The following is a 25,155-nucleotide window of genomic DNA, read 5'->3' on the forward strand; positions in this document are numbered from 1 at the left end:
CTAACCGGGTCGGCCGTCCAGGCGGGGGCGACCAAACCAGCGGCCATACCGGAGAGCCCAGCCTAGCGTGGCCGCTGTCCATGCTGCAATCGCCAGCAGCGTGAACGGTATGCCAGCTGCGGGCCAAATTGCCGCGACGACACGCAACAGCACGGCGGCCTGCAGTATCCAGTACAAGGTCCACGCTATGTTGTCGGCGGCGACAGGTCGGCCACCGCGTCCACTGCTTACCCGCGTGGTCATCGCGAACATGGTGGCGCCTAGATAGCCCATGGTCATGGCATGCAAAGGAGCCAGTCCCAAAGAGAGTTCTCCACCCGTCAGCGCCATCAGTGCGTGGGACAAGGCATTCAGCGCGAAAGAAATTCCAAGCCACGCGAAGCCGCCGTGAAGCATGGCGAGTAGTCGGATTTTCAGGCTCTGCACCAGACCCCAGCGCACGGCCAACCAGAGCAGCAAAAGGGAGGCTGGTAATTCGACGGTGACCTGACACCACCGCACTGCGGCTGACAAAGGCCAGTACCACAATTCCGCTGCGCTAAACACCGCCTCCAGCCACAGCATAGCCACCGTCGCCCACAGCAACCACAGCGGCCGCCAGGCATCAAGAAACGGAACTGCGCTGGCGCCGAAAAATGGAATCATGCGATGCGATACCACCGCGAATATCGTCGCAATAAATCCCCATAGACCCACCTGTGTGGCGGTTCGCAAGAGTAGCTCTGAATTGCTGGCCAGTGATGCAGTGATGGACCACAACGCCATGGCACCTATGCCGCACGCGAATGCCACCACGCGGGCGTGGACACGGTCCGGCAGATTGCTTCGTCGCACCATCGTGAAGAACTTCACGCTCAAAATTGTCCAGCCGGTAGCGACCGATGTCATGCCTGCGCAGGACACGAGAGCGTAGGTATGAAAGCCGATCAGGACGCTGACCCAGCCCACCAGCATAAGCATCAAGCCGGGCAACAAACTGCGCGCTGTGACCTCCCGAAGGCCCAGCCACTTGGGTCCGGCCGTAAAAAGAAAACCGGCGAAAAACAGTGGCATGAACGCCATCGTCATCAGCAACCCATGCGCCGCCGAAACCGGCACGGTCCAGAACAATGCCGTGCCGAGAACTCGCGTCATCAATACGATTGCCCACCATATGGAACTCATCACCAGCATGAGCGCAGCCATGAAGAAAGCCAGGCGGTGGGGTGCGGCCAGTAGCCAGATCGGCCTCCAGGGTGGAGTTACACGGTTGCAATTCACTGCACGTGAAGTGTTGGTTAGGGCCGCTGGCTTGCTGGGGATCGGTTTCAATGCTTTTCCTCTCCCATCGATGCGGAGTCATTCATCAAAATGCTTGCGTCGGGCGTCATATGGACCTCACATCTCCCTATATCGAAGCCGGCTGAGATTAGATACATTCACGCTGCCGGCCGCAGCGGTCATTCTGTTTCATACTTTGAATGGGTTTTTTACGCGCACTGCGGACTTCGACGCAAAAACGGTGAGGCATCAATCCTATTGCAGTTAACTGCTATGGTGCAACAGACTGATCGTTGCTGGATTGTTTCGCAGTTGCGGCTTTCAATTGGCGCTTGGCCGGCAGCACCGGTATGGGTCTACGGTCGGCAAGCAAGTGCAAGATGCCGAGGATGGGGTGTCTTAGCAGCATGCGTGGCCCGGCCCACCGCATCACGATCCTTATTTTTTCACGCATGTCCGTGCTGTAGCAATGCACGACGCACTTGGCGCAGTTCGGCTTGGCATCGCCGAACACACAGCGTTGCAGACGGCGCTGGGCATAGTCAAGCAGTGCGGTGCAGTCGGCGCACAACGGCCTGCTCCCATGGTGATGGCGGCAGTACATACGGACCATGATTTCGATGGTCTTTAGTTCGCGCACGCGCCGGATAAAGTGCTTGTCGGTGGTGAATTCAATCAGTTGCTTGGACATTGGGCGTTCTCATGCTGTTTTTGCGGTCACGCTCAACCCGTGCGAGCCTTCTCCCTTGGCGGGGGTTCGATCAAATATAGCCTGCATTTACACCCACGACAAGCAAAAGCAAGGACGAAAAACCTTCCTCGCCTGACGTCTCTTCTGTTTCCTTGGGTTGGCGCATGCCAAAGGTCTGTTTGCTCTCAATCGTGCCCGGCGCGATGCTGGTCATGTGCATGTGCCGCGCCGTGTGCGGCCTTCCATAGCCGTTCCATCTAATGGACATAAGGCACATGGGCCTCGACGTATGCACTACCCGCTTCGACGTCATTCGGGTCGAATTTTCGGCGGCTCAGGGCGGCGTCGAAATAGATGACGGAACACGTATCCCATCATTGGCTGAGGGGTTAAGGGTTGATCTCCGCTATAAGCAGTATTTAAAATGAATCTTATAAACAATTCAAGTACGGGAGCATGTCTTCCGATTGTCTGTTCCATCCGCTTGCGCGCATTGCGCAGGCGGCTGCTCAAACGAGAACGCTTTCGCCAGCAACACCTCCTGTCAGACCAAGAATGACAGGGCTATTTCTTTTTACCAACGACAAGAGGTTTCACTATGAGTTCCTGCGCTACCAACCACGTTACCCCCGAAGCCATCTACCCATTCGATGCGCGCGGCGTTGCCAAGCGTTTCCGTCATGCCGCCATTTTTGGCGCGCTCGATTCGCTACAGCCCGGTGAGACCATGCGCTTTTGCAACGACCACGATCCGATTCCCCTGTTAAACCAACTCACCGCCCGCTACGGCGACGCTGTCTCCATTGAGTACGTGCAACGGGAGTCGGGCGCCATCGTGATTGACTTCGCTTGCCGTTGATCGATTCGGTGAACTTTCCCGACTTTTTCGACGAGGTGCCGCGCATCACACTGCGCGATCCGCACGCCACACACGAACAATGCGTTGAAAGCGGATTCGGCAACGAGTCATCTTGACCAACAACAGTTACTCCGCAGGAGTTTGCTGCTTGAACAAAATGGGTAAATCATGACGTTCGTTGTAACCGAGTCGTGCATCAGTTGCAAATATACCGACTGTGTCGATGTGTGCCCGGTGGATGCCTTTCGTGAAGGTTCCAACTTCCTGGTAATTGATCCAGACGAATGCATTGACTGCGCGGTCTGTGTTCCAGAGTGCCCAGTCAACGCGATCTTTGCAGAAGAAGACGTACCCGCCGACCAGCAGGACTTCATCGCACTGAATGCAGAACTGGCGCCAAAGTGGAAAGTCATCACCCGAACCAAGGCGGCTCTTCCCGATGCTGACGAATGGGCCTGCGTGACGGTCAAACGAGCAGAGCTCAAGCGTTGATGCAGGCACAAGCCGCAGACCTCACCGATATGCAATTCAAAGTTGCCATACTGGGTAGCAAGACGCCTCGTTCATGACGGCGAACACTCTATGACGATCGGTCGGAAAGGAACCAGCACGTTTCCCATCATCTTTCATGGCTAATGCATCACAGCATGATATAAATGGATAAACTGGGCAGGGTTCAGCCAGGTCGGTTATCTGGCTGGCAGATGTCCCCCTATGAAACTCAATATTCTGTCTGACCTGCATCTCAGCTGCGGTGCATTGGAGATACCCCGCAATGACGCCGATGTGGTCATTCTGGCAGGTGATGTCGCCCGCCCGAAGGAGGCGGCTTCCTGGGCCCTGGGCTTTGCCAAACCAGTGCTTTACGTTCCCGGCAACCACGAGTTCTACGGCGGCAGCATTGCGGGTGCCGTAGATGAGCTCAAACAACTGTGCGCCGGAACGAATGTTCGCATTCTCGACAATGACCAAGTGATTATCAAAGGGGTACGTTTTCTGGGGACCACCCTATGGACTGATTTCATGCTTTGGACTGACAACGAGCAACGGTCGCTGGCGATGCGTGAGGCGCAACGTTTCATGCGTGATTTCAGCATCATCCATGTGGACGAGCCCATGGCAAGACTGTTCGCGCCCGATGACGCCGCCGCCCTGTGCCGCATTGACGCCCAGTGGCTTGAAAGCCGGCTGGCCGAGCCCCATGCGGGGCCGACGGTCGTCATCACGCACCATGCACCTTCGCGCCAAAGTATTCATTCGCGGTTTGCCGGCTCATGGCTCAATGGCTGCTTTGTATCCGATCTGCAGCATCTGGCTGACGGTCAGCGCGCGCAATTGTGGGTGCACGGTCATACCCATGACAGTTTTGACTACATGCTCAACGGCACACGGGTGGTGTGCAACCCGCGAGGCTATGCAAAGGAAGGGGTGAACGAGAACCCCTTGTTCGACAGTCATTTCATGGTTCAAATCGGGTCTTGGAAGCAAGGCGCGACGCAGGAGTAAATCGTATGCACACATGGTTCGCAAAGCAGCTCGGCGATGGGGTTCTGGCTTACGCGCCGAAGGCTCAGATCCAGGACCTGTTCCCGGCTCTGTTTGCGGCTGCTGGCCGACCGGCGGCGATGGCCGTTTTTACGCGGCATGAATTGGAGGGACGCCTGCAATGCGAGGTGGTGGCCTATTTCTCGCCGGCGGCCGAAGTCATTGCCCGGCAGATGGACGCCCAAGCGTGTGAAAAACCTTTCCGCGCCGAACTTGACTTGCTGGCCGGCGAGCCGGGCTGCTGGGCAGTTTTGTTTCCTGAAGGGCAATCGCCATGAGCCATACGCGTTCCCAGGACTGGGATCCGAAGTCGGCTGCGGTGCTGCGCGATCAGCGCGCCGCCTTCGACGAGATGCGTGAACGCTGTCCGGTCGCGTACAGTGACTTACTGGGATGGTCGCTGTTTCGGCACGAGGACATTGTCCGCGTCCTGAACGACCACGTCACGTTCAGCAGCGTGGTTTCGAAAAATCTCTCGGTTCCCAACGGCATGGATCCCCCCGAACACGGCTCATACCGCCGCGTCATCGAGCGCTATTTCGCGCCGCAAACCATGCAGGAGTTCGAGCCACAATGCCGCAGCCTCGCAGCCGACCTGGTGCGCTCCCTGTACGGTCGCGCGGAGCTGGAACTGATGGGTGATTTTGCCCATCCATTTGCGGCTCGGGTGCAATGCGCGTTTCTCGGTTGGCCAGCCAGCATGCACGAACCGCTGCGCCGGTGGACGCAGAAGAACCACGCCGCCACCCTGGTCCAGGATCGGCAAGCGATGGCGGAGATCGCCCAAGAGTTCGCCGGTTACGTCACGAAGCTGCTGCAGCTGCGCCGCGCCGCTGACATCCAGAGCACCCAGGATGTCACGACCGGTTTGACCAGCCAACAGGTCAAGGGGCGACCGTTGAACGACCAAGAGATCACCAGCATCTTGCGCAACTGGACGGTGGGTGAGATCAGCACGATCTCGGCGGCGGTCGGCGTTGTGGCCCAGTACCTGGCGGAACACACCGATTTGCAGCAACAAGTGCGCACGCAGCGAGGCCTGCTGCCCGATGCCATTGAGGAGATTTTGCGGCTGTACGGTCCGCTGCTGGCGAACCGGCGCGTGACCACCCGCGCCGTCGAGATCGGCGGGCGCTCCATCGGTGCCGGCGAGCGAATTTCCCTGAACTGGGTCGCAGCCAATCGGGATGGCCGTGTCTTCACCGATCCGCAGTCATTCCGGCTGGACCGCGATGCAAGCGCCAATCTGCTGTACGGCGCGGGTATCCACGTCTGTCCCGGGGCGCCACTGGCGCGCATGGAGTTGCGAGTAGCAGTGCAAGCACTGCTTGACGGCACCACCCGCATCGACCCGATGACGCAGCGCCCGCCAAGCCACGCGCTGTTCCCCGCTTCGGGCTATGCCACCGTGCCCGTGCAAATCACGTTTGCGTCGCAGCCCGTCGTCCACCATCAATGACTTCGCCAAGCACCGATAGCGCAACGGGCGAGCGCCCGGTCAAGCCCGCACTGCAGACGCGCCTGCGGACTGATCTGGCCGGCCTGGCACCGGCGTATTTCGGCCTGGTGATGGCCACCGGCATCGTCTCCATTGCCGCCCATCTGCAGGGCTGGTCACAGCTTGCGCGCACGCTGTTCTACCTGAACAACGTGATGTATGCGGTCTTGTGGCTGCTGACGCTGGGACGCCTGCTGTGGTTTCCCCGGCGTCTTTTCAGTGACTTGATCGATCATCTGCGCGGTCCCGGATTTTTTACCATGGTGGCCGGGACCGGCGTGCTGGGGGCGCAGTATGTGTTGTTGCTTGCCGACTATCGCATCGGACTGCTGCTGTGGATTGTGGCGCTGGTGTTGTGGCTTGGGCTGACCTATGCGATCTTTACGGCCTTCACCGTCAAGGAACACAAGCCAACGCTGGACCAAGGCATCAGCGGCGCCTGGCTGCTGGCGGTGGTGGCGACGCAATCGGTTGCCGTGCTGTCTGCGATGCTGGCGGCGCATGTGGCCCAGCCCTACCGGCTGGAGATGAACTTTCTGGCGCTGTCGATGTGGCTGTGGGGCGGCATGCTGTACATCTGGATGATGTCGCTGATTTTCTACCGCTACACCTTCTTCCGGTTCGCGCCGGGGGACCTGTCTCCGCCCTACTGGATCAACATGGGTGCCATGTCGATCTCGACGCTGGCCGGGTCGCTGCTGATCATCAATGCGCACGATGCGCCGTTCCTGTTGTCGTTGTTGCCTTTTCTCAAGGGGTTCACGGTGTTCTATTGGGCCACCGGTACCTGGTGGATTCCGATGCTGGTGTTGCTGAGCATCTGGCGCCACGTCTACAAGCGCTTTCCGATGCACTATGACCCGCTGTACTGGGGGGCGGTGTTCCCACTTGGCATGTACGCAACCTGCACGCACCAAATGTTGCACGCGATGGAATTTGAACTTCTGGAATTTTTGCCGAAACTTTTCTTGATCGTGGCGCTGGTGACCTGGAGCCTTGCATTTATAGGCCTGCTGCTCGATCTGCTGCGGCGTTTTGACTTGCTACCGGCGCTTGCCCCTTTCACCGAAAAGCATTTGTGAATCCTGGAGCTCACTGATGACTCACTTTCGCACCCGCGCCGTCCATGCCGGGCAGCACCCTGACCCGGGCACCGGCGCCATCGCCACGCCCATCAACCAGACGACCGCCTTTGGCTACGGCACGCTGGAGCAGGGCGCCGCCATCTTCGCCGGCGAGACGCCGGGCTACCGTTACAGCCGCTTTGCCAACCCCACCGTGGCGGCGCTGGAGGCCAAGATGGCGAACCTGGAAGGCGCGCCGGCGGCAGTGGCTTTTGGGAGCGGCACGGCGGCCATGTGTTCTGTGCTGTTGGGGCTATTGAATCCGGGGGATGAAATAGCGTTCCTCGGGCCGTTGTATGGCGGCACCGAGGGGTTTTTTCGCCAATTGGGCGAGCGTTTTGGCATCCGGGTTGTCGACGCCACGCAGCAGGGCTTGGCTGCCAGCCTCACACCGGATACACGCATGGTCTGGGTAGAGACGCTGACCAACCCCAGCCTGCGCCCGCATGATCTGGCTGAGGTGGCCGCCCTTGCCAAGGCGCGTGGCGTGCTCACGGTGGCCCATTTCCTGGCGAGCCACCCTGCGGTGCGGGTGGTGCATTACCCGGGTCTTGTCTGTCATCCGCAGCATGCGCTGGCGCGGCGCCTGTTGCAGGGCGGCTTTGGCGGCATGGTGGCTTTCGAGCTGGTGCGCAACGAGCGCTCTGCGGCTGCGGCCGTGTTGAACCAGCTCCAGCTATTCACCCAGGCGGTCTCATTGGGTGATGTGGACAGCCTGGCCTGCCATCCGGCGAGTACCACGCACAGCTTTGTCACGGCTGCGGTGCGGGCCCAAAACGGAATTGCCGAAGGGCTGATCCGGCTCAGCGTGGGCATAGAGCATCCGGACGACCTGATCGCTGACCTCGAGCATGCGTTAAGACATGCTGCTTAAACGCGGAAGACGGAACGGCGTTGTTGAGGAAATCATAGGTTGGTCGAAGCGGCCCAATTGTTCGCGATTTCCCAGGTTTTTCCTTTCGCCATTTCACTGTGACGTTTTTTTGATGGTGCCATTCAGGGTGGATTGACCTAGTCTATGCGGAGTCAAAAGCCCTTACATCCGGTACAACGAAACGGCCACGCAAGGACAGCAACTCGGTCCGGTGCAGACGCGCCAGTTTATTGAGTACTTTTTCACCGTTCTTGAGCAGATGAATTTCAATCCGTCGCCGATCCTCTGAGGAACGACGACGCTCGACAAAACCCAGCTTCTCGCAGCGCGAAATCAGCGCGACAACACCATGCTGTTGCGCCTGCAGGCGTTCCGCGAGTTCGCCGACGGTTGCCCAGTCGCGACCGGGATACCCCTTGACATGCAGCAACAGCAAATACTGCAAAGGCGTTACACCATGCTGGCGTGTCACTTCCTCGCTGAAGCGCACGAACTTCCGTATCTGATAACGAAAATCGGACAGTACTTCAAAATCGTGTTTATCGAGGGGCAGCGCTTTAAGCTTCGGCACGGCAGCATCCATCCCAAAATCGTTGTGAGCAGTTATTCTCTCATCCAGACCCAATCGATGCCTGGCTGCAGACCAATTGCGCAGCGTGCTTCACGGTGCTGTGTCATCGGTGGATTAGGACGATCTGCATGAGTATCAACCACATGAACAGTCCAGCGCCAGCAATCACCGTTGCCATTTGCAGCGCCTTGATATCCTCGCGCATGTAAAACAACGCATGCACGCCGCGATAGATCAGTCCAACTGAACACAACAGCGCGAGCCCCCGATGACAACACCGACGAACAGATTCGGCACGAACAGCGTCAGCGAAGAGAGCCACAGCGGTATCGGAGCAATCACCGCCAGGGTGAAACCTGCGTGGTAGTCGGTTGCCGCATTATTGATTCTGGAAACCAGGTGAATCAACCACACCATGATGGGAACGGTAAGTAACTCGGCCAAAGAGAAACGAAGATGTGTGGCCGCGAATGCAATACGGACATTGGGTCACGTGCGCCACCGCCACCGCGATCAACTGCCTGGTCTTGCCCGGCGGCGGCGCGATCCTTATATCGCACCAAACTGCGGTAAGGCATACAGGTGGTGCGCCGCATGATCACGCAGCAGGGGTATTGAAGGTCTATCTCATGGCGGCCGTGGACTGAGTTGCCAGCACTTACTTCTTCTTCAAGGGTGTTGCACACAAGTGTGCACTACGTGGCACAGGCCGGAGTCTTGAAAACACCTAGTTCCGTGACCACGTAATCCATCCGAATGTCGAATTCTTGCGGGTGAATTGTTTGAACACGCGAGATCTCAAACGCAACGCCAATCGTGAGCGGCCTGGGGGCAAGTGCCGCCAAGGTCCGGTCGTAAAAGCCCCCACCATACCCAAGGCGGTAGCCCCTGCCATCAAATCCCACCGGCGGCATCAAGAAAGCCTGTGGCTCCACGATATCAGTGCCGTCAGGTACTGGTATATCGTATATGCCCTTGGTCATGGATGCGCCGGGCCACCACTGTCGAAACCGCAGCGCCCCATTTCTTTGCACCACTTCCGGTAGCGCCGCCCGTGCGCCTGTGTCGCGAAAATGACGAATAGCAAAACGTGGATCAAACTCACCTTGGTAGGGCCAGTACATTCCAATGGTCATGCTGTTGAGCATTGGAAATGCGTTTATCAGAAGGCGGGAGATTTCATTGCTCCATACATGACGTTGCTCAGGGCTGATTGTCAATCTCCTGGCAAGCATTTCTTTTCGCAGGAAAGCTTTCCTTAATTTGATTTCTTCGGAATTCACAGTTGCAATCTTGAACGCTTACCTAAGCCGGAAATTACCAATGGTTGACGCAGGTGATGACGAGTGAATGCGGGGCGTCAAGCGGCAACGACCTCGATGTCGGGCTCAATCATGCGCAGCCGACTCTCAATCCCCTGCAGAGTGCCCGAGATCGCGCTCGGGCAGGTGCCGCAAGCGCCCTGGTAGTGCACGATGAGCTGGTTACCGCTCAGGCCAAGAACGTGCAGGTCGCCGCCGTCGCTTTGCAGGTAAGGCCTGATTTCCTGCTCCAGTACCAGCTCAATATCGTCCAGACGCTGGCGGTCTTCTGCACTCAAATCCGCCACACTGGCGCGCGCTTCAAAAACAGCTGCGGCCGACCGTTCACTGGCCGCCGGCGCAGCCCGCAAGGGAACCGCAATTTCGCGCGCCAATGCGTCCCAGTCGGCCTTGCCGTCCTGCGTCACGGTAAGCCAGCGGTCAATATAGAAAACGTTGGTCACATGATCAATGGCGAACAGCGCGCCGGCCAGTGCATCGCCTTGGGCCTGCTGGGCGTTTTCATACGAATGCGCGATGCCCCATGTGAGTGGCTCGCGCAAGACAAACTTCCTCGCGTTCGGGTTCGGCGTGCTTTCTATTTCGGCGATTTTTGGCATGTCTTTGTCCGCTTGGTCAAGCCACCACGGGTCGCGTCAAGCGTCGCCTAGCGGGGCGTGCATCGGATCCGCTTCGGCCTCGGTCGACGTGCTGGCTTGGGCGTTGAACGCGGCCTGTAGCGTGTGCCACGGCAAGATGGCGCACTTCACGCGCATCGGCAGCTCGCTGATGCCAGAGAACACTGCCAGCCGGCCGATGTGGGGGCCCTCTTTGGCGACGATGCGGCCGGTGGCCATGTCGACAAACTCGCGGATCAGCGTCTGCGCGTCGCTCTGGCTCTTGCCTTTCACCGCTGCCGTCATCATCGACGCCGACGCTTTGCAGATGGCGCACGATTCCCCATGAAAGGCGATGCTGCTGATGGTGTCGCCCGCAAGCTTGAGCGCCACATGAATGTGGTCGCCGCACAGCGGATTGACCCCTTCGGCATGGTGGCTGGGGTGCTCCAGCTTGCCGTAATTGCGCGGCTTGCGGTTGTGGTCCAGGATCACTTCCTGGTACAGGGCTTTGGCATCGGTGCTCACTGGAGTACCTTCGTGCTGCGCACTGCGGTGCGAGCTTGCTTGGGGACGGCCCGGCGCGGTGCTCATGCGAATACCTTTTGAACACTGCGAATGCCAGCCACCAGCGCGTCCACGTCGGCCAGCGTGTTGTAGAACGCAAACGAGGCGCGCGAGGTGGCGACCACGCCCAGGCGGGCCATCAAGGGCTGCGCGCAGTGGTGGCCGGTGCGCACCGCAACGCCTTCCTGGTTCAGCACGGTTCCCACGTCGTGGGGGTGAATACCCTGCACGGCAAATGACAGCACCGCGGCCTTGTCCTGCGCGGTGCCCAGCAGGCGCACACCGGGCAGTGCGCTCAAGTGTTCAGTTGCATGACGCAGCAATTCGTGCTCGTGCGCTGCAATGGCTGGCATACCAATGCTGCTGAGGTAGTCCACCGCGGCGCCCAGGCCGATGGCGGCGGCGATGGGCGGCGTGCCGGCCTCGAACTTGTTCGGAATGGCCGCGTAGGTGGTTTTCTCAAACATGACGGTATGGATCATGTCGCCACCGCCCTTGAACGGCTGCATCGCTTCGAGCAGCGCGGCGCGGCCATACAGGATGCCGATACCGGTCGGGCCGCACATCTTGTGGCCCGAGAAGGCATAAAAATCACAGTCCATATCCTGCACGTCCACTACCAGGTGCGGTGCGGCCTGCGCGCCATCGACCAGTACCGGCACGCCGCGCGCATGGGCGAACGCGATCATTTTTTTCACCGGATTGATGCTGCCCAGCGCATTCGAGACGTGGCCGACGCTCACCAGGCGGGTGCGTTCGTTGAAGAGTGCTTCATACTCGTGCAGCAGCAGTTCACCGGCGTCGTTGATGGGCACTACGCGAAGGATTGCGCCTTTCTCGGTCGCCAGCATTTGCCACGGCACAATGTTGGAGTGGTGCTCCAGTACGGTCAAGATAATTTCGTCGCCAGCGTTGATGTTCTTGCGGCCCCAGCCATGCGCCACCAGGTTGATGCCCTCGGTGGTGCCGCTGGTGAAGATCACCTCGCGCGCTTCACGCGCATGGATAAAGCGTTGCAGTCTGGCGCGCGCCGCCTCGTAGGCGATGGTGGCGGTTTCGGACAGGTAATGCACCGCGCGGTGAATGTTGGCGTGCTCCGTGGTCTGGTAGCGCAGCAGGCGATCGATCACCGGTTGCGGCATCTGGCTCGACGCCGCGTTGTCCAGATAGACCAGCGGCTTGCCCGCCACCGTGAGCTTGAGTATCGGAAAGTCAGCGCGAACGCGGGCCACGTCAAAAGCCGGCAGCGTAGGGAAGGCGGGTGTGTTGCTCATGGCTGGCCTGTGGTCTGCTGGAGCACCGTCTGCTCAAGCTGGCGTCGCAGTGACGCGACGGGAATGCGGTTGATGACTTCAGCACCGAAGGCGTAAGTCAGCAGATTGCGCGCCACCGCCTCTGGCAAGCCGCGGCTTTGCAGGTAGAAAACCTCCTCGCTGTCGAGCTGGCCGACGGTGGCGCCGTGCGTGCATTTCACGTCGTCGGCAAAAATTTCGAGTTGCGGCTGGGTATCAACCAGCGCTTGACCAGAGAGCAGCAGGTTGCGGCTGGATTGTGTTGAAACGGTTTTTTGCGCCCCAGGGCGAACCATCACCTTGCCGTTAAAGACCGCATGCGCGGCCCCGCCCACAATGCATTTGTGCAACTGGCGGCTGACGCCGTGTGGCTTGGCGTGGTCGACGAAAGTGTGGGTATCGGCCAGTTGTTCGCCACCAATCAATGCCAATCCGTCCAGCGTGCATTCGGCCACATCGGCGGTCTGCAGCAGCTTGAGGTCGAGCCGCGAAATCTGCCCGCCCTGGGCGATGCTGACCGAGTGGTAGCGGCTGGCAGCGCCGAGCGACACCGCGCAACTGGCCATGTGAAAGGCTTGTCGGCTTTCACGCTGGATGCGAATATGCGCGACCTGCGCGTTCGCGCCTAAAGCCAGCTCAGCGACTGAATTGGTGAAATAGGCACCTGGGTGCAAGGCCACATAGTCTTCGATCAAAGTCACTTTGCTTCCCGCACCGGCCACCAGCAACAGGCGTGGGTGGCTGGCCACCTCGGGCTGCGTCGAAATAAAGAGCACATGCACGGGTGTGGCAAGTGCTGTGTCGCACGGCATGACCAGCACGGCCGCATCCGTCAGAAAAGCGGTGTTGAGTGCCGCAAACAATGCATCTTGAAATACAGCGTGCTGGCCTAGATGCTGCGCAATGCTGGACGCCTGCGTGGCCATCCTGGATGCCAAGGTGCCCACGACCAAGCTGGCATCGGAGCAGACGCTGGAGAGTTGTGGCGCATGAACGCCGTCCACAAAAACCAGCCGCGTCGTCGCCTCTTCGATGTGGAGGTGTTCCATATCGTCCGGTTGCAAGGCACTCGGCGTGCCCAGGGGATGAAACGACTGTTGGGTAAAGGCTGCCAGGCTGGTGAAACGCCAGGCTTCATCGTGCTTGCTGGGCAGCCTGAGTGCGCCCACACGCTCCAGTGCCTGGGCGCGCAGTGTTTTGAGCCACTGCGACTGCGTTGGCACCGCGCGGCCCGGGGTTTGCGTCAGGCCTGCAAGCAGGCCATCCAGAACCCCTCGCTCAGTGACAAGCGCAGTCCGGCTGTTCATGACACAGCCCCCGTGGCCTCGGCTTCGGCCTCAATCCAGTCGTAGCCGCGTTCTTCGAGTTCAAGTGCCAGTTCCTTGCCGCCGGTGCGGATGATGCGCCCGGCACTCATCACATGCACGTAGTCGGGAACGATGTAGTTCAGCAGGCGCTGGTAGTGCGTGACCAGTACCATGGCGTTGTCCTTGTTGGCCAGGCGATTGACACCTTGCGACACCACCCGCAGCGCGTCGATGTCGAGGCCGGAGTCGGTCTCGTCGAGAATAGCCAGGCTGGGCTCAAGCAGCGCCATCTGCAAAATCTCGTTGCGCTTCTTCTCGCCGCCCGAAAAGCCTTCATTGACACTGCGCTCCAGAAACTCGGGGCTCATCTCCAACAGCTTCATCTTCTCGCGCACCAGGTCGTCAAACTCCAGCGGGTCCAGCTCGTCATGGCCACGTTGGGCCTGCACGGTGTTGTAGGCCAAACGCAGAAACTGGCTGTTGCCGACGCCGGGGATTTCGATCGGGTATTGAAAGGCCAGAAAAAGGCCGGCGCGGGCGCGCATTTCAGGGGACAGCTCCAGCAGGTTCTTGCCCTCAAACAGCGCCTCGCCGCCCGTCACCTGGTATGCGGTGTGGCCCGCCAACACCTTGGCAAAGGTGCTCTTGCCGGATCCGTTCGGGCCCATGATGGCGTGAACTTCTCCGCGCTTGACGCCGAAGTTCATACCCTTGAGAATTTCGATCCCATTGACGCTGGCGCACAGGCCGCGCACCGCCAGCAATGTCTGGCTATCTTGAACAATCATCCGATGCTCCCTTCAAGCTTGAACCCCAGCAATTTGGTCGCTTCGACCGCGAATTCCATCGGCAACTGGCGAAACACGTCCTTGCAAAAACCGTTGATGATCATCGAGACGGCTTCCTCGGCGCCGATCCCGCGTTGCGCGAAATAGAACATCTGGTCTTCACCAATTCTTGAGGTGGACGCTTCGTGCTCAACCTGGGCGCTTTGGTTGCGCACCTGGATATAGGGGAAAGTGTTGGCGCTGCATTGGGCCCCGACCAGCATCGAGTCGCACTGCGAATAGTTGCGCGCACCCGCGGCGCTGGGCATCACCTTGACCAGGCCGCGGTAGCTGTTGCTCGACTGACCTGCCGAAATGCCCTTGCTGACGATGGTGCTGCGGGTGTTCTTGCCAATGTGGATCATCTTGCTGCCGGTATCGGCCTGCTGGTGGTGGTTGGTCACCGCGACCGAGTAAAACTCGCCCACCGAGTGGTCGCCCAGCAGAATGCACGACGGATACTTCCAGGTGATGGCCGACCCGGTCTCCACCTGGGTCCATGAAATCCGCGAGTTGACGCCCCGGCACAGGCCACGCTTGGTGACGAAGTTGTAAATACCGCCCACGCCGTTTTCGTCGCCTGCGTACCAGTTTTGTACCGTTGAGTACTTGATGTCGGCATTGTCCAGCGCCACCAGCTCAACCACCGCGGCGTGCAACTGGTTGGTGTCGAACTTGGGTGCCGTGCAGCCTTCAAGGTAAGACACCGAGGCGCCTTCCTCGGCCACGATCAAGGTGCGTTCAAACTGGCCGGTGTCCTGGGTGTTGATGCGAAAGTAGGTGGACAAGTCCATCGGGCACTTGACGCCCTTTGGGATGAAGCAAAACGAACCATCGGTAAACACCGCCGAGTTGAGCGCAGCGTAATAGTTGTCGGCGGCCGGCACCACGCTGCCGAGGTATTTTTGAACCAGCTCGGGGTGGTTTTGCACCGCCTCGGAGATCGACCCGAAAATAATGCCGACCTCGGCCAGTTTGGCCTTGTAGGTGGTGGTCACCGAGACGCTGTCAAAAATCACATCAACCGCCACGCCCGCCAGCGCTGCGCGCTCGTGCATCGGCACGCCGAGTTTTTCGAAGGTGCGCAGCAGTTCGGGATCGACTTCGTCCATGCTCTTTAACTTGGCCTTCGGTTTGGGTGCCGCGTAGTAGCTGATGGCCTGAAAATCGATTTTTGGATACTTGACATTGGCCCACTGCGGCTCGGTCATCGTCAGCCAGTGGCGAAACGCCTTCAGGCGGAATTCAAGCAGCCACTCGGGCTCGTTCTTCTTGGCGGAGATCAACCGGATGGTGTCTTCACTCAGGCCCTTCTCCGCCACATCCGACGCGATGTCAGTGACAAAGCCATGTTTGTAGGGCTGGTTGACCAGGTTTTGCAGTATGGCACTCATGCCGCACCTGCCTCGCCCGCACCCGCCTTCAGGCTGAGGCTTTCGCCGCAGCCGCAGGTGTTGTCTTCAGCCAATTCATGGGCGCTGGCATAAGCCGGGCAGCCCACCGGCTTGAGACCAACAGGCAGTTCGATGCCGTTGCCGCGCTGGGCAATTTGTGAGCGAATCTGTCTGGAGGCCGCCTGATTTGAGGTGGTTGTGATCATGCTCATTCCAATAAGATGCATTATGTATGTATCTTATATATTTTGCAAACCTCACCCTTGTCCAAAGAAAGAGAGCTTGGCAAACCGAGGGTCTTTCCATGGGACCGATGAGTGATGACTTACCACGTTGCGGCGGCGAAAGCACCTCTCTCATCGTTTCAACCTGTCATTTTTACGAGCCTGCTGCCGTTCGAGGCCAAGGATCTGAAACGGGTGCTACCGGAGGTGGCCCTGGATCGGCGCATCGTCAAGGCTGTCACCATGGCGCGGGCCACGATGCCGGATGGGCAAACCTTGCGAGCCGTCAATGACCTCTTCATCGGGCCGCGCAGCCACACTCTACCGCAGCTCAAACCGCCTATGCGTCGCTAGCAGCGCCAGCCGATCAGAGGACGTACGGACGGTGGCTGAGTTACCGGGCAGCTTCTCCAAGAAAGTGGTGAAGGGAAGGGAGTATTGGTATTACCAGACACCGGACCTTACCGGAAGGCAGATGCAGATCTTCTTGGGCTCGGCATCTGACGAACTCACCGAGTTAATGGCGCTCCATCGTAGCGGGGACGACAAGAAGGTGCACCTGCGCCAACTCACTCGCCAAGCTATCGCAGCGGGTTGCCCCTCCATTGTCGCCGCGCACGCAAAAATCATTGAACGCTTGGCGGACGCGGGTTTCTTCCGGGCCGGAGGAATACTGATGGGAACACACGTTTATATGGCCTACCAGAACTACCTTGGCATTCGTTGGCAATCTGCGGCACAAACCGTGGATTTGGACTCTGCGCCTGCAGGGCGCAATGTCTCCGTTGCTATTCCATCGGACGTCACCATGGACATGGGCAGCGAAATCGAAGCCCTAAAGAGGGGATTCGTTCCAGTCAAGAGTCTGACCACCTACGTGAAATCCGATGAACAGGATTTGCAAATCGATTTCGTGACCTGTAGTCACCGGGGCGGTGACACTCCCGTTCTCATCAAGGCGTTGAACGCAACAATGCAGCCGTTGAAATTCATGGAGTTCTCCATGGAAGCGCCGATTCAGGTAACTCTGCTCGCGCAGCGCGGACCCATCACGGTCAACGCGCCACCGCCGGAAAAGTACGCTTTGCACAAGTTGCTGGTCTATGGTGAGAGACCTCAAAACATGCGGGTTAAGGCTACCAAGGATTTGGCCCAGGCGGCATCGCTCATCGACTACCTTGCCAAGCATGACTCCGAACTGCTAAGCCAGACATGGGACGGGCTAATCAGTCAAGAGCCTGGGTGGCGGAGCCGGGCAATTGAGGGCCTAAAAGCATTAAAGGAGCGGTACCCCGGAGTGGACACTTCTGCATTGCTCGAATAGCAGTTGGGGACTATTCAGAAGAACTCATAGTTGTTGTGCACCGCGATGCAGATGTCGAGCTTGTTCCGCAGCTTGTCGATGGGCTTCGCCACAGTCCAGGTTTTGCGGGCCGTCGCCGCCATGCCGGCCCTTATCATCGCGCACGTGGTTCTGGACTCGCGCTTGAACAAGCCTACACGCATATCGTGCGCCATTCTGCAATCGGCTCGCAATACTACAGCCTGGTGACCCCAGGCAGATAGCAGAATAGCTTGCCATCGACATACAGCGCGCCTTCCTGGGCGCCGGCTTCGGCGTAGAACTCCAGCATCGGTGCGCGGGCGGCGACAGGTTCGCGCATCCGCTCGGCGGCAGTCAGTTGGCGCGCCAGGCGGACGAGTACCAAACTCGCAGTGCGCAGCCCTACAGCCAGCAAGCGACGGCCCGAGTAGCTGCGGGGGCGATACAGCGGCAAAGTTGTGGAGGCCAACCTTTCTGTCATGACATGCTCCTTTGGTCAAACACTGGCAACACAAATGAAAACGGCCCGGGGCTGGTTTGCACCCGGGCCGTCATGAACAAGAACCTCGCGCTACCGAGGTCAGTTCACGATGCCCCGGGCGGGGCGCGAAGATTGATAAAACCCGACCGCTCATGGCCGTCCTGAATGCCCGGCTGCAACGCGAAGCGGGTGCAGTCGTCAGCAATTTCAGGCACAGGCAAGACCATTAGGCGGAGGGCTTTGAGGTTGATCGGACATGTTGTGATGGGTGGCCGGGGCAGCGACACGACAACAAACTTGCTCAAATGATAAACCACATATTATCTTGAGCAAGATATATTTATCAAAATGGACGATGCGCTATTTCTTTTGTCGCAGTGGCGCCACACCGGCTTGTGACCGCAACCACAGCGCGTGGGCTTCGGCTGATGTGGGCGCGCGTTTTGCTGGCAGCTCCGACTCCCCCGCCCTGCCAGGCGACAGCGGTGGCGCGGTGTTCGCGGTGGGCATTAGCACTTCCCCCAACAAATCGAGCAAGCGCGTGCGCGCGCGCTGTGGGTGGCGTCGGTAGTAGGTCAGCACCAGTCCGACTATGAAACGTTCGTCGTCATCCCTGGGAGCGTGGCTGTCACTGGGCAATTCGGGTGTCGGGACGGGTTCGGCGGCGCGTGCGCCAGCGCCGTGCTGCTGGTCCATCCAGCCGTGCGGCTTGTGGCAAAGTTGCTCGAACTGTCGCGCCAGCCGTTCACCAATCTGGCGTGATCGACTCTTGATCTGGCTCCAGTAGCTGGCTTGTATCTGCACCCGTTCTGCAAAACGCCCTTCGAGTCCTCGCAGTGTGGCGGCATCCGGCTGTTTGATGGTGTTGCGGACAAATTCATCAAACAGCGCAAGGGCGTTGTCGAAGCGAATCTGCGCCAAATCGGGGGCACTGGTCATACCCTGATGATAAACCTGCCTTCACCACGCTTATCAAAGCTTGATACGGCCGCGCTCCTTCAGGAACTGCCAAGCCTTCATCAGAAGTTTGCCCTTGCGCCAACTTCTCGCCGCTTTGGCGCAACTCCACACCAAATACGTCGCCATCAGCTGGACGTTGTTGCACGGATATTGGTTTCGGCCAAAATCGCCTCCTCGGCTCGCGGTCGTGCCCGCAGAGCGGCTGGTTCGCCGCGGCTTCGCTAACAAGTTCAATCAGCTCTACAGGTCTGAGCACTCGTAACTCTTTCGCTCCTTGCCAGCGCAGGGCTACCCGTCCGGAAGCTCGTAGCCACGCTCTTTAAGTGCCTTCGCCCAACGCCAGATGCACGCGCGCATGTCTCGCTTTTTCGCATCGTCCTCCGGCATCCAAACGACCATGTCGATTGCCGCCTTGGCCTTCACGTACCCTTGGCGCGGCAGGGCCATGTTGAATTCCCGGTCCTTCTCCCGGTTGGCGACAGTCTTGGCCATGAACAATTAGCAATCTCGCCACCAACACTACTCCACCGTCACGCTCTTGGCCAAATTGCGCGGCTTGTCGACATCCGTGCCCCTGGCGCAGGCGGTGTGATAGGCCAGCAGCTGCAGGGGAACCACATGCAGCAGGGGCGAAAGTTCGCCGTAGTGCTCGGGCATGCGGATCACGTGCAGGCCTTCGCCATTCTCGATTCTGGTGTCGGCATCGGCCAGCACGTACAGCACGCCGCCGCGCGCCCGCACCTCGTGCATGTTGCTCTTGAGTTTTTCCAGCAGCGCATCGTTGGGCGCCACCGTCACCACCGGCATGGCACTGGTGACCAGCGCCAGCGGGCCGTGCTTGAGTTCGCCGGCCGGATAGGCCTCGGCGTGGATGTAACTGATTTCCTTGAGTTTGAGCGCGCCTTCCAGTGCGATCGGGTAGTGCAGGCCACGGCCCAGGAACAGCGCATTTTCCATTTTGGCGAAGTCCTCGGCCCAGGCAATCACCTGCGGCTCCAGCGCCAGCACCGCCTGCAAGGCGGTGGGCAGATGACGCATGGCTTTCAGGTGACGCGCTTCTTCGGCTTCGCTGAGTCTGCCCTTGGCCTGGGCCAGCGCCAGCGTCAGCAGGAACAGGCCCGCCAGTTGCGCCGTGAAGGCCTTGGTCGAGGCGACACCGATTTCGATCCCGGCGCGCGTGATGTAGGCCAGCTCGCACTCCCGCACCATGGCACTGGTGGCCACATTGCAGATGGTCAAGCTGTGCGTCATGCCCAGGCTTTGCGCGTGCCGCAGGGCCGCCAGCGTGTCGGCGGTCTCGCCCGATTGGGTAATGGTGACCACCAGCGTCCTGGCATTGGGCACCGAATCGCGGTAGCGGTATTCGCTGGCCACTTCGACCTGGGTCGGTATCTTGGCGATGCTCTCGAGCCAGTATTTGGCGGTGCAACCGGCGTAATAGCTGGTGCCGCAAGCCAGAATCAAAATCGAATCGATCTCCTTGAAGACCCGCGCCGCACTGACGCTGCCATCAAACAGTTCGGGCACGATGCCGTCCACGCCTTGCAAGGTGTCGGCAATGGCGCGGGGTTGCTCGAAAATCTCTTTTTGCATGTAGTGGCGGTACGGTCCCAACTCGGCGGCTCCGCTGTGTGCCAGCACCGTCTTCACAGGACGCTGCGCGCCGGCCACCGGCTTGCCGGCTTTGTCGAACAGCCAGTATTTGCCCAGTTGCAAGTCCACCACGTCACCTTCGTCCAGGTAGACGATCTGATCGGTGACACCGGCCAGGGCCATGGCATCACTGGCCAGAAAATGTTCCTGACCGTCTTTGCCGACACCCAGCACCAGCGGTGAGCCGGCGCGTGCGCCAATCAGGCGATGCGGCTCATCCTTGCAGAATACGGCAATGGCATAGGCACCGTGCAACTGGGGCAACGCCGCCTTGACCGCCTCATACAAGTCGCCGTCGTACAGACTGTCGATCAGGTGAGCGATCACTTCGGTATCGGTCTGACTCTGGAACACATAGCCCTTGCGCTCCAGCGCGAGCCGCAATTCGTCGTGGTTTTCGATGATGCCGTTGTGCACCAGCGCGACCCGGCCGGGCCGACCGGCGGCGTCGGGCCCGGCGCCGTGACTGAAATGCGGGTGCGCGTTGTGCACCAGCGGCGCCCCGTGCGTGGCCCAGCGGGTGTGGGCAATGCCCGTGGTGCCTTCAAGTTTGCTGGCGCTCACTTGTTCGGCCAGCTCAGCAACCCTTGAGGTGCTGCGGGCACGTTGCAAACCGTTGGCGACCACCGCGACGCCACAGGAATCGTAGCCGCGGTACTCCAGCCTTGCCAGACCCTGCACCAGGATGGGAACGATGTTGCGGGTCGAGACCGCAGCGACAATGCCACACATAAATTGCTCCAATCAATGAATGGGGCAATGGTAAAAGCACCAGAAAGAAATATGTAGTCTAAATTTATTGAAATTTGGTTTTATATTTCTTCATACAAGAGTATTGATAATATATTTCAATCTAACAATAATTATGAAATATAGTTAGCCAATAAATGCATGCGGCTGACACAAAGCTGCGATGGCAGCGCCAACAAGTCACTTTTGTCGCGTCGGGCGACAAGTAAAACTACCTAAGTTCAAACCCGCTATCGTCCCGCCGCGCAACTCGTTAGCATGCCTGATCTTCTGTTGCGGGCCGGCGTGCCCGCCAATTCAATCGCCGCCACCGGAGCACAATTTGTCATCGGAGTTCATTCTTGAAACGCATGGACTGACCAAGGAATTCAAGGGATTCGTGGCAGTCAACCAGGTCGACCTGAAGGTCAGGCGCGGCCACATCCATGCGTTGATTGGCCCCAATGGCGCTGGCAAGACCACTTTTTTCAATCTGCTGACCAAGTTTTTGCACCCCAGCAAGGGCAGCATCAAGTTCAACGACGTCGACATCACCCTCGAAAAACCGGCGCAAACGGCGCGCCGCGGCATAGTCCGTTCGTTCCAGATTTCGGCGGTTTTCCCGCACATGACGGTGCTGGAGAACGTGCGTGCCGCGTTGCAGCGCAACCTGGGCACTTCGTTTCACTTCTGGAAAGCCGAAAACACGCTGTTCCATTTGCATGAGCGCGCCCGCCAGTTGTTGGCGGCGGTCGACCTGCAGGACTTTGCCGACGAACTGACGGTCAACCTGCCCTATGGCCGCAAGCGCGCGCTGGAACTGGCCACCACGCTGGCGCTGGAGCCTGAATTGATGCTGCTCGATGAGCCGACCCAGGGCATGGGCCATGAGGACGTGGACCGCGTCACGCAACTGATCAAAAAAGTCTCTGCCGGGCGCACCATCCTGATGGTGGAACACAATATGAATGTGGTGGCCAAAATCGCCGACCGCATCACGGTGCTGCAACGCGGCGCCATCATTGCCGATGGCAGCTATGCCGAGGTTTCCAAAAATCCGCAGGTGATCGAAGCCTACATGGGAACTGTCGATACCGAATTACAAGGTGCTCATTAAATGGTCAAGGAGCTGCTGCGGATTGAAGACCTGCACGCCTGGTATGGCGAATCCCACATCCTGCATGGCGTGAACCTGACGGTGCGCCAGGGCGAAGTGGTGACGCTGCTGGGACGCAATGGCGCCGGGCGTACCACCACCCTGCGCGCCATCGTGGGCCTGACCGGCGCGCGCAAAGGCAGCATCAAGATCCATGGCAAAGAGACCGTCACGTTGGCACCGCACAAGGTGGCCCACCTGGGCGTCGGCTACTGCCCGGAAGAGCGCGGCATTTTTGCCAGCCTGACGGCCGAGGAAAACCTGATGCTGCCGCCCACGCTGGCACCCGGTGGCATGAGCGTCGATGAAATCTACGACATGTTCCCGAACCTCAAGGAACGCGCCAACAGTCCCGGCACCCGCCTCTCGGGCGGTGAACAGCAGATGCTGGCAGTGGCGCGCATCTTGCGCACCGGCGCGCGCTTGCTGCTGCTCGACGAAATCTCGGAAGGTCTGGCACCGGTGATCGTGCAAAAACTGGCCGAGATGATTCTCACGCTCAAGGCCAAGGGCTACACCATTGTGCTGGTGGAGCAGAACTTCCGCTTTGCGGCTCCGCTGGCGGAGCGTTTTTACGTGATGGAACACGGCCTCATCGTGAAGCAATTTGCCCAGAATGAATTGACCCAAAACATGGCCATGCTGCAAGAATACCTGGGCGTTTAGCCTGCTTCCAGCCCTGGCCACTTGTCCATTTCCCCGCGTTTTTCAACCACCACCTTATCAGGAGAGACATCATGAAACTGAAGAAACTGACAGCGGCCTGCGCGCTGGCCGTGACGGCGATGTTTACCGCCGCAACGCCAGCACAAGCCCAGATCTCTGGCGACGTCATCAAAATCGGCATCATCACCGACATGGCTGGCGTGTACGGCGATATCGACGGCATGGGTGGGGTCGAGGCCATCCGCATGGCGATCGCCGACATGGGCGGTACGATCAATGGCAAGAAGATCGAGGTGCTGTACGCCGAGCACCAGAACAAGGCCGACGTGGCAGCGACCAAGGCGCGCGAGTGGTTCGATACGCAAGGCCTGGACATGCTGATCGGCGGCACCAACTCGGCCGTGTCCCTGGCCATGTCCAAGGTGGCTGCTGAAAAGAAGAAACCTTTCCTGGTCGTGGGCGCCGCCAGTTCGGCCCTGACCAACGAGCAATGCACGCCTTACACGATTCACTGGGCTTACGACACGGTGGCGCTGGCCAAGGGTACGGGCGGCGCGGTGGTGAAATCCGGCGGCAAGAGCTGGTTCTTCCTGACCGCCGACTATGCCTTCGGCACGGCGCTGCAAAATGACACGGCGGCGGTGGTCAAGGCGGCCGGCGGCACCGTGGTGGGTTCGGTCAGGCACCCGCTGGCGGCCAGCGACTTTTCGTCCTTCCTGCTCCAGGCGCAGGCCAGCAAGGCGCAGATTCTGGGCATGGCCAATGCCGGCGGCGACACCGTCAATACGATCAAGGCGGCCAACGAATTCGGCGTCACCAAGACCATGAAGCTGGCCGGCATGCTGGTCTTCATCAACGACATCCACGCGCTGGGGCTCAAGACCACGCAAGGCATGTACCTGACCGACAGCTGGTACTGGAACCAGAACGCCGAAACGCGTGCCTGGGCGCGCCGTTTCTTCGACAAGATGAAGCGCATGCCCTCCTCGGTGCAGGCGGGCGACTATTCCGCCGCGCTGCAGTACCTGAACGCGGTCAAGGCCACCGGCAGTGACGACACCGACAAGGTGCTGGCACAGATGCGCAAGACCAAGATCAACGATGTCTTCGCCAAGGGCGGCTTTATCCGCGGCGACGGCCGCATGGTGCATGACATGTACCTGATGCAGGTCAAGACGCCGGAGCAGTCCACTGAGCCCTGGGACTATTACAACGTGGCCCAGGTCATCAAAGGCGAAGCCGCCTGGACCAGCAAGGCCGACAGCAAGTGTGCCCTCTGGAAGTAACGGTGATGAACTGACCGACCGTGGTCGGTCAGTTCTTTGTGTCGCGCCAACCTGATAAGTCATGAACGAAATATTCGGCATTCCCGTCCAGGCCTTTTTGGGCCAATTGATGCTGGGGCTCGTCAACGGCGCGTTCTATGCCATGCTCAGCCTCGGACTGGCAGTCATCTTCGGCTTGCTCGACATTGTGAATTTTGCCCACGGCGCGCTCTACATGCTGGGCGCATTCGCGGCCTGGATCATGCTCGACAAATGGGGCGTTAACTACTGGTTCGCGCTGATCCTGGCACCGCTGGTGGTCGGCATTGTTGGCGTTGCCATTGAGCGCCTGTTCCTCAAACACTTGTACGGACTGGACCCCTTGTACAGCTTGCTGCTGACTTTCGGGCTGGCACTGATATTCGAAGGCCTGTTGCGCGATCAATATGGCGTGTCTGGCCAGTCCTACCCGGTGCCCGAGCTGCTCTCGGGAGCCACCAATCTGGGCTTCATGGTGTTGCCCAACTACCGTGCCTGGGTGGTGCTGGCCTCGTTGGCTGTGTGTCTGGGTACCTGGTACCTGATCGAGCGCACCCGGCTCGGCGCTTACTTGCGCGCCGGCACTGAAAATGCCAAGCTGGTGCAAGCCTTTGGCATCAACGTGCCTCTCATGGTGATGTTGACTTACGGCGCCGGTGCCGCGCTGGCGGCGCTGGCGGGGGTGCTGGCCGCGCCCATCATCCAGGTCAATCCGCTGATGGGCTCCAACCTGATCATCGTCGTGTTTGCAGTGGTGGTGATCGGCGGCATGGGTTCCATCATGGGTTCCATTCTGACGGGCCTGGGCCTGGGCGTGGTGGAAGGATTGACACGTGTGTTTTACCCGGAGGCGTCCAACATCGTGGTGTTCGTCATCATGGTCATTGTGCTGATGATCCGGCCAACCGGCCTGTTTGGCAAAGAGGCTTAA

Annotated in this window: 32 protein-coding genes; 13 read left to right on the forward strand and 19 right to left on the reverse strand. The window is 59.4% G+C overall.

Going from position 1 to position 25,155, the window contains the following annotated elements; all coding sequences use genetic code 11:
• The 3 genes from PHS32_RS01310 to PHS32_RS01320 all read right to left on the reverse strand — a co-directional run bounded on the left by PHS32_RS01310 (position 1) and on the right by PHS32_RS01320 (position 2,165).
• Positions 1-1,260, reverse strand: a complete 1,260-nt coding sequence (locus tag PHS32_RS01310) for an NnrS family protein (protein ID WP_301077076.1) — start codon at positions 1,258-1,260, stop codon at positions 1-3.
• Between the two features lie 271 nt (positions 1,261-1,531).
• Positions 1,532-1,951, reverse strand: a complete 420-nt coding sequence (locus PHS32_RS01315) for a nitrous oxide-stimulated promoter family protein (protein ID WP_301076949.1) — start codon at positions 1,949-1,951, stop codon at positions 1,532-1,534.
• Between the two features lie 70 nt (positions 1,952-2,021).
• Complete coding sequence (locus PHS32_RS01320; RefSeq protein WP_301076950.1) at positions 2,022-2,165, reverse strand: hypothetical protein; 144 nt, start codon at positions 2,163-2,165, stop codon at positions 2,022-2,024.
• A gap of 384 nt (positions 2,166-2,549) precedes the next feature.
• Between PHS32_RS01320 and PHS32_RS01325 the strand changes: the two genes are divergently transcribed.
• From PHS32_RS01325 to PHS32_RS01355, 7 genes are all read left to right on the forward strand, one after another.
• Complete coding sequence (locus tag PHS32_RS01325) at positions 2,550-2,810, forward strand: DUF2249 domain-containing protein (RefSeq protein WP_301076951.1); 261 nt, start codon at positions 2,550-2,552, stop codon at positions 2,808-2,810.
• Between the two features lie 168 nt (positions 2,811-2,978).
• Positions 2,979-3,302 carry a ferredoxin FdxA gene (gene fdxA, locus PHS32_RS01330; protein ID WP_301076952.1) on the forward strand — a complete coding sequence of 108 codons (324 nt, stop codon included), beginning with the start codon at positions 2,979-2,981 and terminating at the stop codon, positions 3,300-3,302.
• A gap of 222 nt (positions 3,303-3,524) precedes the next feature.
• A complete protein-coding gene (locus tag PHS32_RS01335) occupies positions 3,525-4,316 on the forward strand; it encodes a metallophosphoesterase (protein ID WP_301076953.1) in 792 nt (263 codons plus the stop codon).
• A gap of 5 nt (positions 4,317-4,321) precedes the next feature.
• A complete protein-coding gene (locus tag PHS32_RS01340; protein WP_301076954.1) occupies positions 4,322-4,633 on the forward strand; it encodes a hypothetical protein in 312 nt (103 codons plus the stop codon).
• The gene (locus tag PHS32_RS01345; RefSeq protein WP_301076955.1) at positions 4,630-5,814 is read left to right on the forward strand and encodes a cytochrome P450; all 1,185 of its coding nucleotides are present in this window, start codon (positions 4,630-4,632) and stop codon (positions 5,812-5,814) included. The genes PHS32_RS01340 and PHS32_RS01345 overlap by 4 nt, the downstream gene beginning before the upstream one ends.
• On the forward strand, positions 5,811-6,935 hold the full coding sequence (locus PHS32_RS01350) for a tellurite resistance/C4-dicarboxylate transporter family protein (protein WP_301076956.1): 1,125 nt from the start codon (positions 5,811-5,813) through the stop codon (positions 6,933-6,935). The genes PHS32_RS01345 and PHS32_RS01350 overlap by 4 nt, the downstream gene beginning before the upstream one ends.
• A gap of 16 nt (positions 6,936-6,951) precedes the next feature.
• Positions 6,952-7,851: a PLP-dependent aspartate aminotransferase family protein gene (locus tag PHS32_RS01355; RefSeq protein WP_301076957.1), complete on the forward strand. Its 900-nt coding sequence runs from the start codon at positions 6,952-6,954 to the stop codon at positions 7,849-7,851.
• A gap of 142 nt (positions 7,852-7,993) precedes the next feature.
• Here PHS32_RS01355 and PHS32_RS01360 read toward each other — a convergent pair whose 3' ends face one another.
• From PHS32_RS01360 to PHS32_RS01410, 11 genes are all read right to left on the reverse strand, one after another.
• Entirely contained in the window at positions 7,994-8,434 is a 441-nt protein-coding gene (locus PHS32_RS01360; RefSeq protein ID WP_301076958.1) for a helix-turn-helix domain-containing protein, read from the reverse strand.
• A gap of 222 nt (positions 8,435-8,656) precedes the next feature.
• Positions 8,657-8,866: a hypothetical protein gene (locus tag PHS32_RS01365; protein WP_301076959.1), complete on the reverse strand. Its 210-nt coding sequence runs from the start codon at positions 8,864-8,866 to the stop codon at positions 8,657-8,659.
• Positions 8,802-8,975 (reverse strand): carboxymuconolactone decarboxylase family protein, encoded by a 174-nt coding sequence (locus PHS32_RS01370; RefSeq protein ID WP_366143457.1) that lies wholly within the window; start codon positions 8,973-8,975, stop codon positions 8,802-8,804. Before PHS32_RS01370 ends, PHS32_RS01365 begins: the two co-directional genes overlap by 65 nt.
• 142 nt (positions 8,976-9,117) lie before the next feature.
• Positions 9,118-9,705, reverse strand: coding sequence for a 5-formyltetrahydrofolate cyclo-ligase (locus tag PHS32_RS01375; protein WP_301076960.1), 588 nt, complete (start codon positions 9,703-9,705; stop codon positions 9,118-9,120).
• 77 nt (positions 9,706-9,782) lie between these two features.
• The gene (locus tag PHS32_RS01380; protein ID WP_301076961.1) at positions 9,783-10,343 is read right to left on the reverse strand and encodes a NifU family protein; all 561 of its coding nucleotides are present in this window, start codon (positions 10,341-10,343) and stop codon (positions 9,783-9,785) included.
• Between the two features lie 36 nt (positions 10,344-10,379).
• Positions 10,380-10,934 carry a Fe-S cluster assembly sulfur transfer protein SufU gene (gene sufU / locus PHS32_RS01385; RefSeq protein ID WP_366143455.1) on the reverse strand — a complete coding sequence of 185 codons (555 nt, stop codon included), beginning with the start codon at positions 10,932-10,934 and terminating at the stop codon, positions 10,380-10,382.
• Positions 10,931-12,181 carry a cysteine desulfurase gene (locus PHS32_RS01390; protein WP_301076962.1) on the reverse strand — a complete coding sequence of 417 codons (1,251 nt, stop codon included), beginning with the start codon at positions 12,179-12,181 and terminating at the stop codon, positions 10,931-10,933. Before PHS32_RS01390 ends, sufU begins: the two co-directional genes overlap by 4 nt.
• On the reverse strand, positions 12,178-13,506 hold the full coding sequence (sufD, locus tag PHS32_RS01395) for a Fe-S cluster assembly protein SufD (RefSeq protein WP_301076963.1): 1,329 nt from the start codon (positions 13,504-13,506) through the stop codon (positions 12,178-12,180). The genes PHS32_RS01390 and sufD overlap by 4 nt, the downstream gene beginning before the upstream one ends.
• Positions 13,503-14,294 (reverse strand): Fe-S cluster assembly ATPase SufC, encoded by a 792-nt coding sequence (sufC, locus tag PHS32_RS01400; protein WP_301076964.1) that lies wholly within the window; start codon positions 14,292-14,294, stop codon positions 13,503-13,505. The genes sufD and sufC overlap by 4 nt, the downstream gene beginning before the upstream one ends.
• Positions 14,291-15,727 carry a Fe-S cluster assembly protein SufB gene (sufB, locus tag PHS32_RS01405; protein ID WP_301076965.1) on the reverse strand — a complete coding sequence of 479 codons (1,437 nt, stop codon included), beginning with the start codon at positions 15,725-15,727 and terminating at the stop codon, positions 14,291-14,293. The genes sufC and sufB overlap by 4 nt, the downstream gene beginning before the upstream one ends.
• Positions 15,724-15,933 carry a hypothetical protein gene (locus PHS32_RS01410; RefSeq protein WP_301076966.1) on the reverse strand — a complete coding sequence of 70 codons (210 nt, stop codon included), beginning with the start codon at positions 15,931-15,933 and terminating at the stop codon, positions 15,724-15,726. The genes sufB and PHS32_RS01410 overlap by 4 nt, the downstream gene beginning before the upstream one ends.
• Positions 15,934-16,047: 114 nt before the next feature.
• Between PHS32_RS01410 and PHS32_RS01415 the strand changes: the two genes are divergently transcribed.
• Positions 16,048-16,305, forward strand: a complete 258-nt coding sequence (locus PHS32_RS01415) for a hypothetical protein (RefSeq protein WP_301076967.1) — start codon at positions 16,048-16,050, stop codon at positions 16,303-16,305.
• A gap of 31 nt (positions 16,306-16,336) precedes the next feature.
• Positions 16,337-17,275 (forward strand): nucleotidyltransferase domain-containing protein, encoded by a 939-nt coding sequence (locus tag PHS32_RS01420; protein ID WP_301076968.1) that lies wholly within the window; start codon positions 16,337-16,339, stop codon positions 17,273-17,275.
• Between the two features lie 14 nt (positions 17,276-17,289).
• Here the strand turns inward: PHS32_RS01420 and PHS32_RS01425 are convergent, their stop codons facing one another.
• The 5 genes from PHS32_RS01425 to glmS all read right to left on the reverse strand — a co-directional run bounded on the left by PHS32_RS01425 (position 17,290) and on the right by glmS (position 21,101).
• Entirely contained in the window at positions 17,290-17,469 is a 180-nt protein-coding gene (locus PHS32_RS01425) for a hypothetical protein (protein ID WP_301076969.1), read from the reverse strand.
• Positions 17,470-17,489: 20 nt separating this feature from the next.
• A complete protein-coding gene (locus tag PHS32_RS01430; protein ID WP_301076970.1) occupies positions 17,490-17,756 on the reverse strand; it encodes a hypothetical protein in 267 nt (88 codons plus the stop codon).
• 360 nt (positions 17,757-18,116) lie between these two features.
• Positions 18,117-18,695: a hypothetical protein gene (locus tag PHS32_RS01435; protein WP_301076971.1), complete on the reverse strand. Its 579-nt coding sequence runs from the start codon at positions 18,693-18,695 to the stop codon at positions 18,117-18,119.
• A 309-nt stretch (positions 18,696-19,004) separates the two neighbouring features.
• On the reverse strand, positions 19,005-19,208 hold the full coding sequence (locus PHS32_RS01440) for a hypothetical protein (protein WP_301076972.1): 204 nt from the start codon (positions 19,206-19,208) through the stop codon (positions 19,005-19,007).
• Positions 19,209-19,235: 27 nt separating this feature from the next.
• A complete protein-coding gene (gene glmS / locus PHS32_RS01445) occupies positions 19,236-21,101 on the reverse strand; it encodes a glutamine--fructose-6-phosphate transaminase (isomerizing) (protein WP_301076973.1) in 1,866 nt (621 codons plus the stop codon).
• 340 nt (positions 21,102-21,441) lie between these two features.
• Here glmS and PHS32_RS01450 point away from each other — a divergent pair, with 340 nt between their 5' ends.
• The 4 genes from PHS32_RS01450 (at position 21,442) to PHS32_RS01465 (ending at position 25,155) form a co-directional block, all read left to right on the forward strand.
• The gene (locus tag PHS32_RS01450; protein ID WP_301076974.1) at positions 21,442-22,215 is read left to right on the forward strand and encodes an ABC transporter ATP-binding protein; all 774 of its coding nucleotides are present in this window, start codon (positions 21,442-21,444) and stop codon (positions 22,213-22,215) included.
• On the forward strand, positions 22,216-22,920 hold the full coding sequence (locus PHS32_RS01455; RefSeq protein ID WP_301076975.1) for an ABC transporter ATP-binding protein: 705 nt from the start codon (positions 22,216-22,218) through the stop codon (positions 22,918-22,920). It begins immediately after the preceding gene.
• Between the two features lie 71 nt (positions 22,921-22,991).
• Positions 22,992-24,206: an ABC transporter substrate-binding protein gene (locus tag PHS32_RS01460; RefSeq protein WP_301076976.1), complete on the forward strand. Its 1,215-nt coding sequence runs from the start codon at positions 22,992-22,994 to the stop codon at positions 24,204-24,206.
• Positions 24,207-24,267: 61 nt separating this feature from the next.
• Positions 24,268-25,155 (forward strand): branched-chain amino acid ABC transporter permease, encoded by an 888-nt coding sequence (locus PHS32_RS01465; protein ID WP_301076977.1) that lies wholly within the window; start codon positions 24,268-24,270, stop codon positions 25,153-25,155.

The sequence above is a fragment of the Rhodoferax sp. genome, assembly GCF_028714215.1.
Lineage (GTDB): Bacteria > Pseudomonadota > Gammaproteobacteria > Burkholderiales > Burkholderiaceae_C > Rhodoferax.

Excerpts from the sequence above, each read along its gene's own strand:
- PHS32_RS01460 (WP_301076976.1), top strand. The coding sequence starts at position 22,992 with ATGAAACTGAAGAAACTGACAGCGGCCTGCGCGCTGGCCGTGACGGCG.
- PHS32_RS01440 (WP_301076972.1), bottom strand. The coding sequence starts at position 19,208 with ATGGCCAAGACTGTCGCCAACCGGGAGAAGGACCGGGAATTCAACATG.
- PHS32_RS01455 (WP_301076975.1), top strand. The coding sequence starts at position 22,216 with ATGGTCAAGGAGCTGCTGCGGATTGAAGACCTGCACGCCTGGTATGGC.
- fdxA (WP_301076952.1), top strand. The coding sequence starts at position 2,979 with ATGACGTTCGTTGTAACCGAGTCGTGCATCAGTTGCAAATATACCGAC.
- sufU (WP_366143455.1), bottom strand. The coding sequence starts at position 10,934 with ATGAGCACCGCGCCGGGCCGTCCCCAAGCAAGCTCGCACCGCAGTGCG.
- PHS32_RS01335 (WP_301076953.1), top strand. The coding sequence starts at position 3,525 with ATGAAACTCAATATTCTGTCTGACCTGCATCTCAGCTGCGGTGCATTG.
- PHS32_RS01425 (WP_301076969.1), bottom strand. The coding sequence starts at position 17,469 with ATGGCGCACGATATGCGTGTAGGCTTGTTCAAGCGCGAGTCCAGAACC.
- PHS32_RS01315 (WP_301076949.1), bottom strand. The coding sequence starts at position 1,951 with ATGTCCAAGCAACTGATTGAATTCACCACCGACAAGCACTTTATCCGG.
- glmS (WP_301076973.1), bottom strand. The coding sequence starts at position 21,101 with ATGTGTGGCATTGTCGCTGCGGTCTCGACCCGCAACATCGTTCCCATC.
- PHS32_RS01415 (WP_301076967.1), top strand. The coding sequence starts at position 16,048 with ATGACTTACCACGTTGCGGCGGCGAAAGCACCTCTCTCATCGTTTCAA.
- PHS32_RS01390 (WP_301076962.1), bottom strand. The coding sequence starts at position 12,181 with ATGAGCAACACACCCGCCTTCCCTACGCTGCCGGCTTTTGACGTGGCC.
- PHS32_RS01430 (WP_301076970.1), bottom strand. The coding sequence starts at position 17,756 with ATGACAGAAAGGTTGGCCTCCACAACTTTGCCGCTGTATCGCCCCCGC.
- PHS32_RS01355 (WP_301076957.1), top strand. The coding sequence starts at position 6,952 with ATGACTCACTTTCGCACCCGCGCCGTCCATGCCGGGCAGCACCCTGAC.
- PHS32_RS01340 (WP_301076954.1), top strand. The coding sequence starts at position 4,322 with ATGCACACATGGTTCGCAAAGCAGCTCGGCGATGGGGTTCTGGCTTAC.
- sufB (WP_301076965.1), bottom strand. The coding sequence starts at position 15,727 with ATGAGTGCCATACTGCAAAACCTGGTCAACCAGCCCTACAAACATGGC.
- PHS32_RS01380 (WP_301076961.1), bottom strand. The coding sequence starts at position 10,343 with ATGCCAAAAATCGCCGAAATAGAAAGCACGCCGAACCCGAACGCGAGG.
- PHS32_RS01465 (WP_301076977.1), top strand. The coding sequence starts at position 24,268 with ATGAACGAAATATTCGGCATTCCCGTCCAGGCCTTTTTGGGCCAATTG.
- PHS32_RS01435 (WP_301076971.1), bottom strand. The coding sequence starts at position 18,695 with ATGACCAGTGCCCCCGATTTGGCGCAGATTCGCTTCGACAACGCCCTT.
- PHS32_RS01345 (WP_301076955.1), top strand. The coding sequence starts at position 4,630 with ATGAGCCATACGCGTTCCCAGGACTGGGATCCGAAGTCGGCTGCGGTG.
- sufD (WP_301076963.1), bottom strand. The coding sequence starts at position 13,506 with ATGAACAGCCGGACTGCGCTTGTCACTGAGCGAGGGGTTCTGGATGGC.
- PHS32_RS01410 (WP_301076966.1), bottom strand. The coding sequence starts at position 15,933 with ATGATCACAACCACCTCAAATCAGGCGGCCTCCAGACAGATTCGCTCA.
- sufC (WP_301076964.1), bottom strand. The coding sequence starts at position 14,294 with ATGATTGTTCAAGATAGCCAGACATTGCTGGCGGTGCGCGGCCTGTGC.
- PHS32_RS01360 (WP_301076958.1), bottom strand. The coding sequence starts at position 8,434 with ATGGATGCTGCCGTGCCGAAGCTTAAAGCGCTGCCCCTCGATAAACAC.
- PHS32_RS01350 (WP_301076956.1), top strand. The coding sequence starts at position 5,811 with ATGACTTCGCCAAGCACCGATAGCGCAACGGGCGAGCGCCCGGTCAAG.
- PHS32_RS01320 (WP_301076950.1), bottom strand. The coding sequence starts at position 2,165 with ATGACCAGCATCGCGCCGGGCACGATTGAGAGCAAACAGACCTTTGGC.
- PHS32_RS01325 (WP_301076951.1), top strand. The coding sequence starts at position 2,550 with ATGAGTTCCTGCGCTACCAACCACGTTACCCCCGAAGCCATCTACCCA.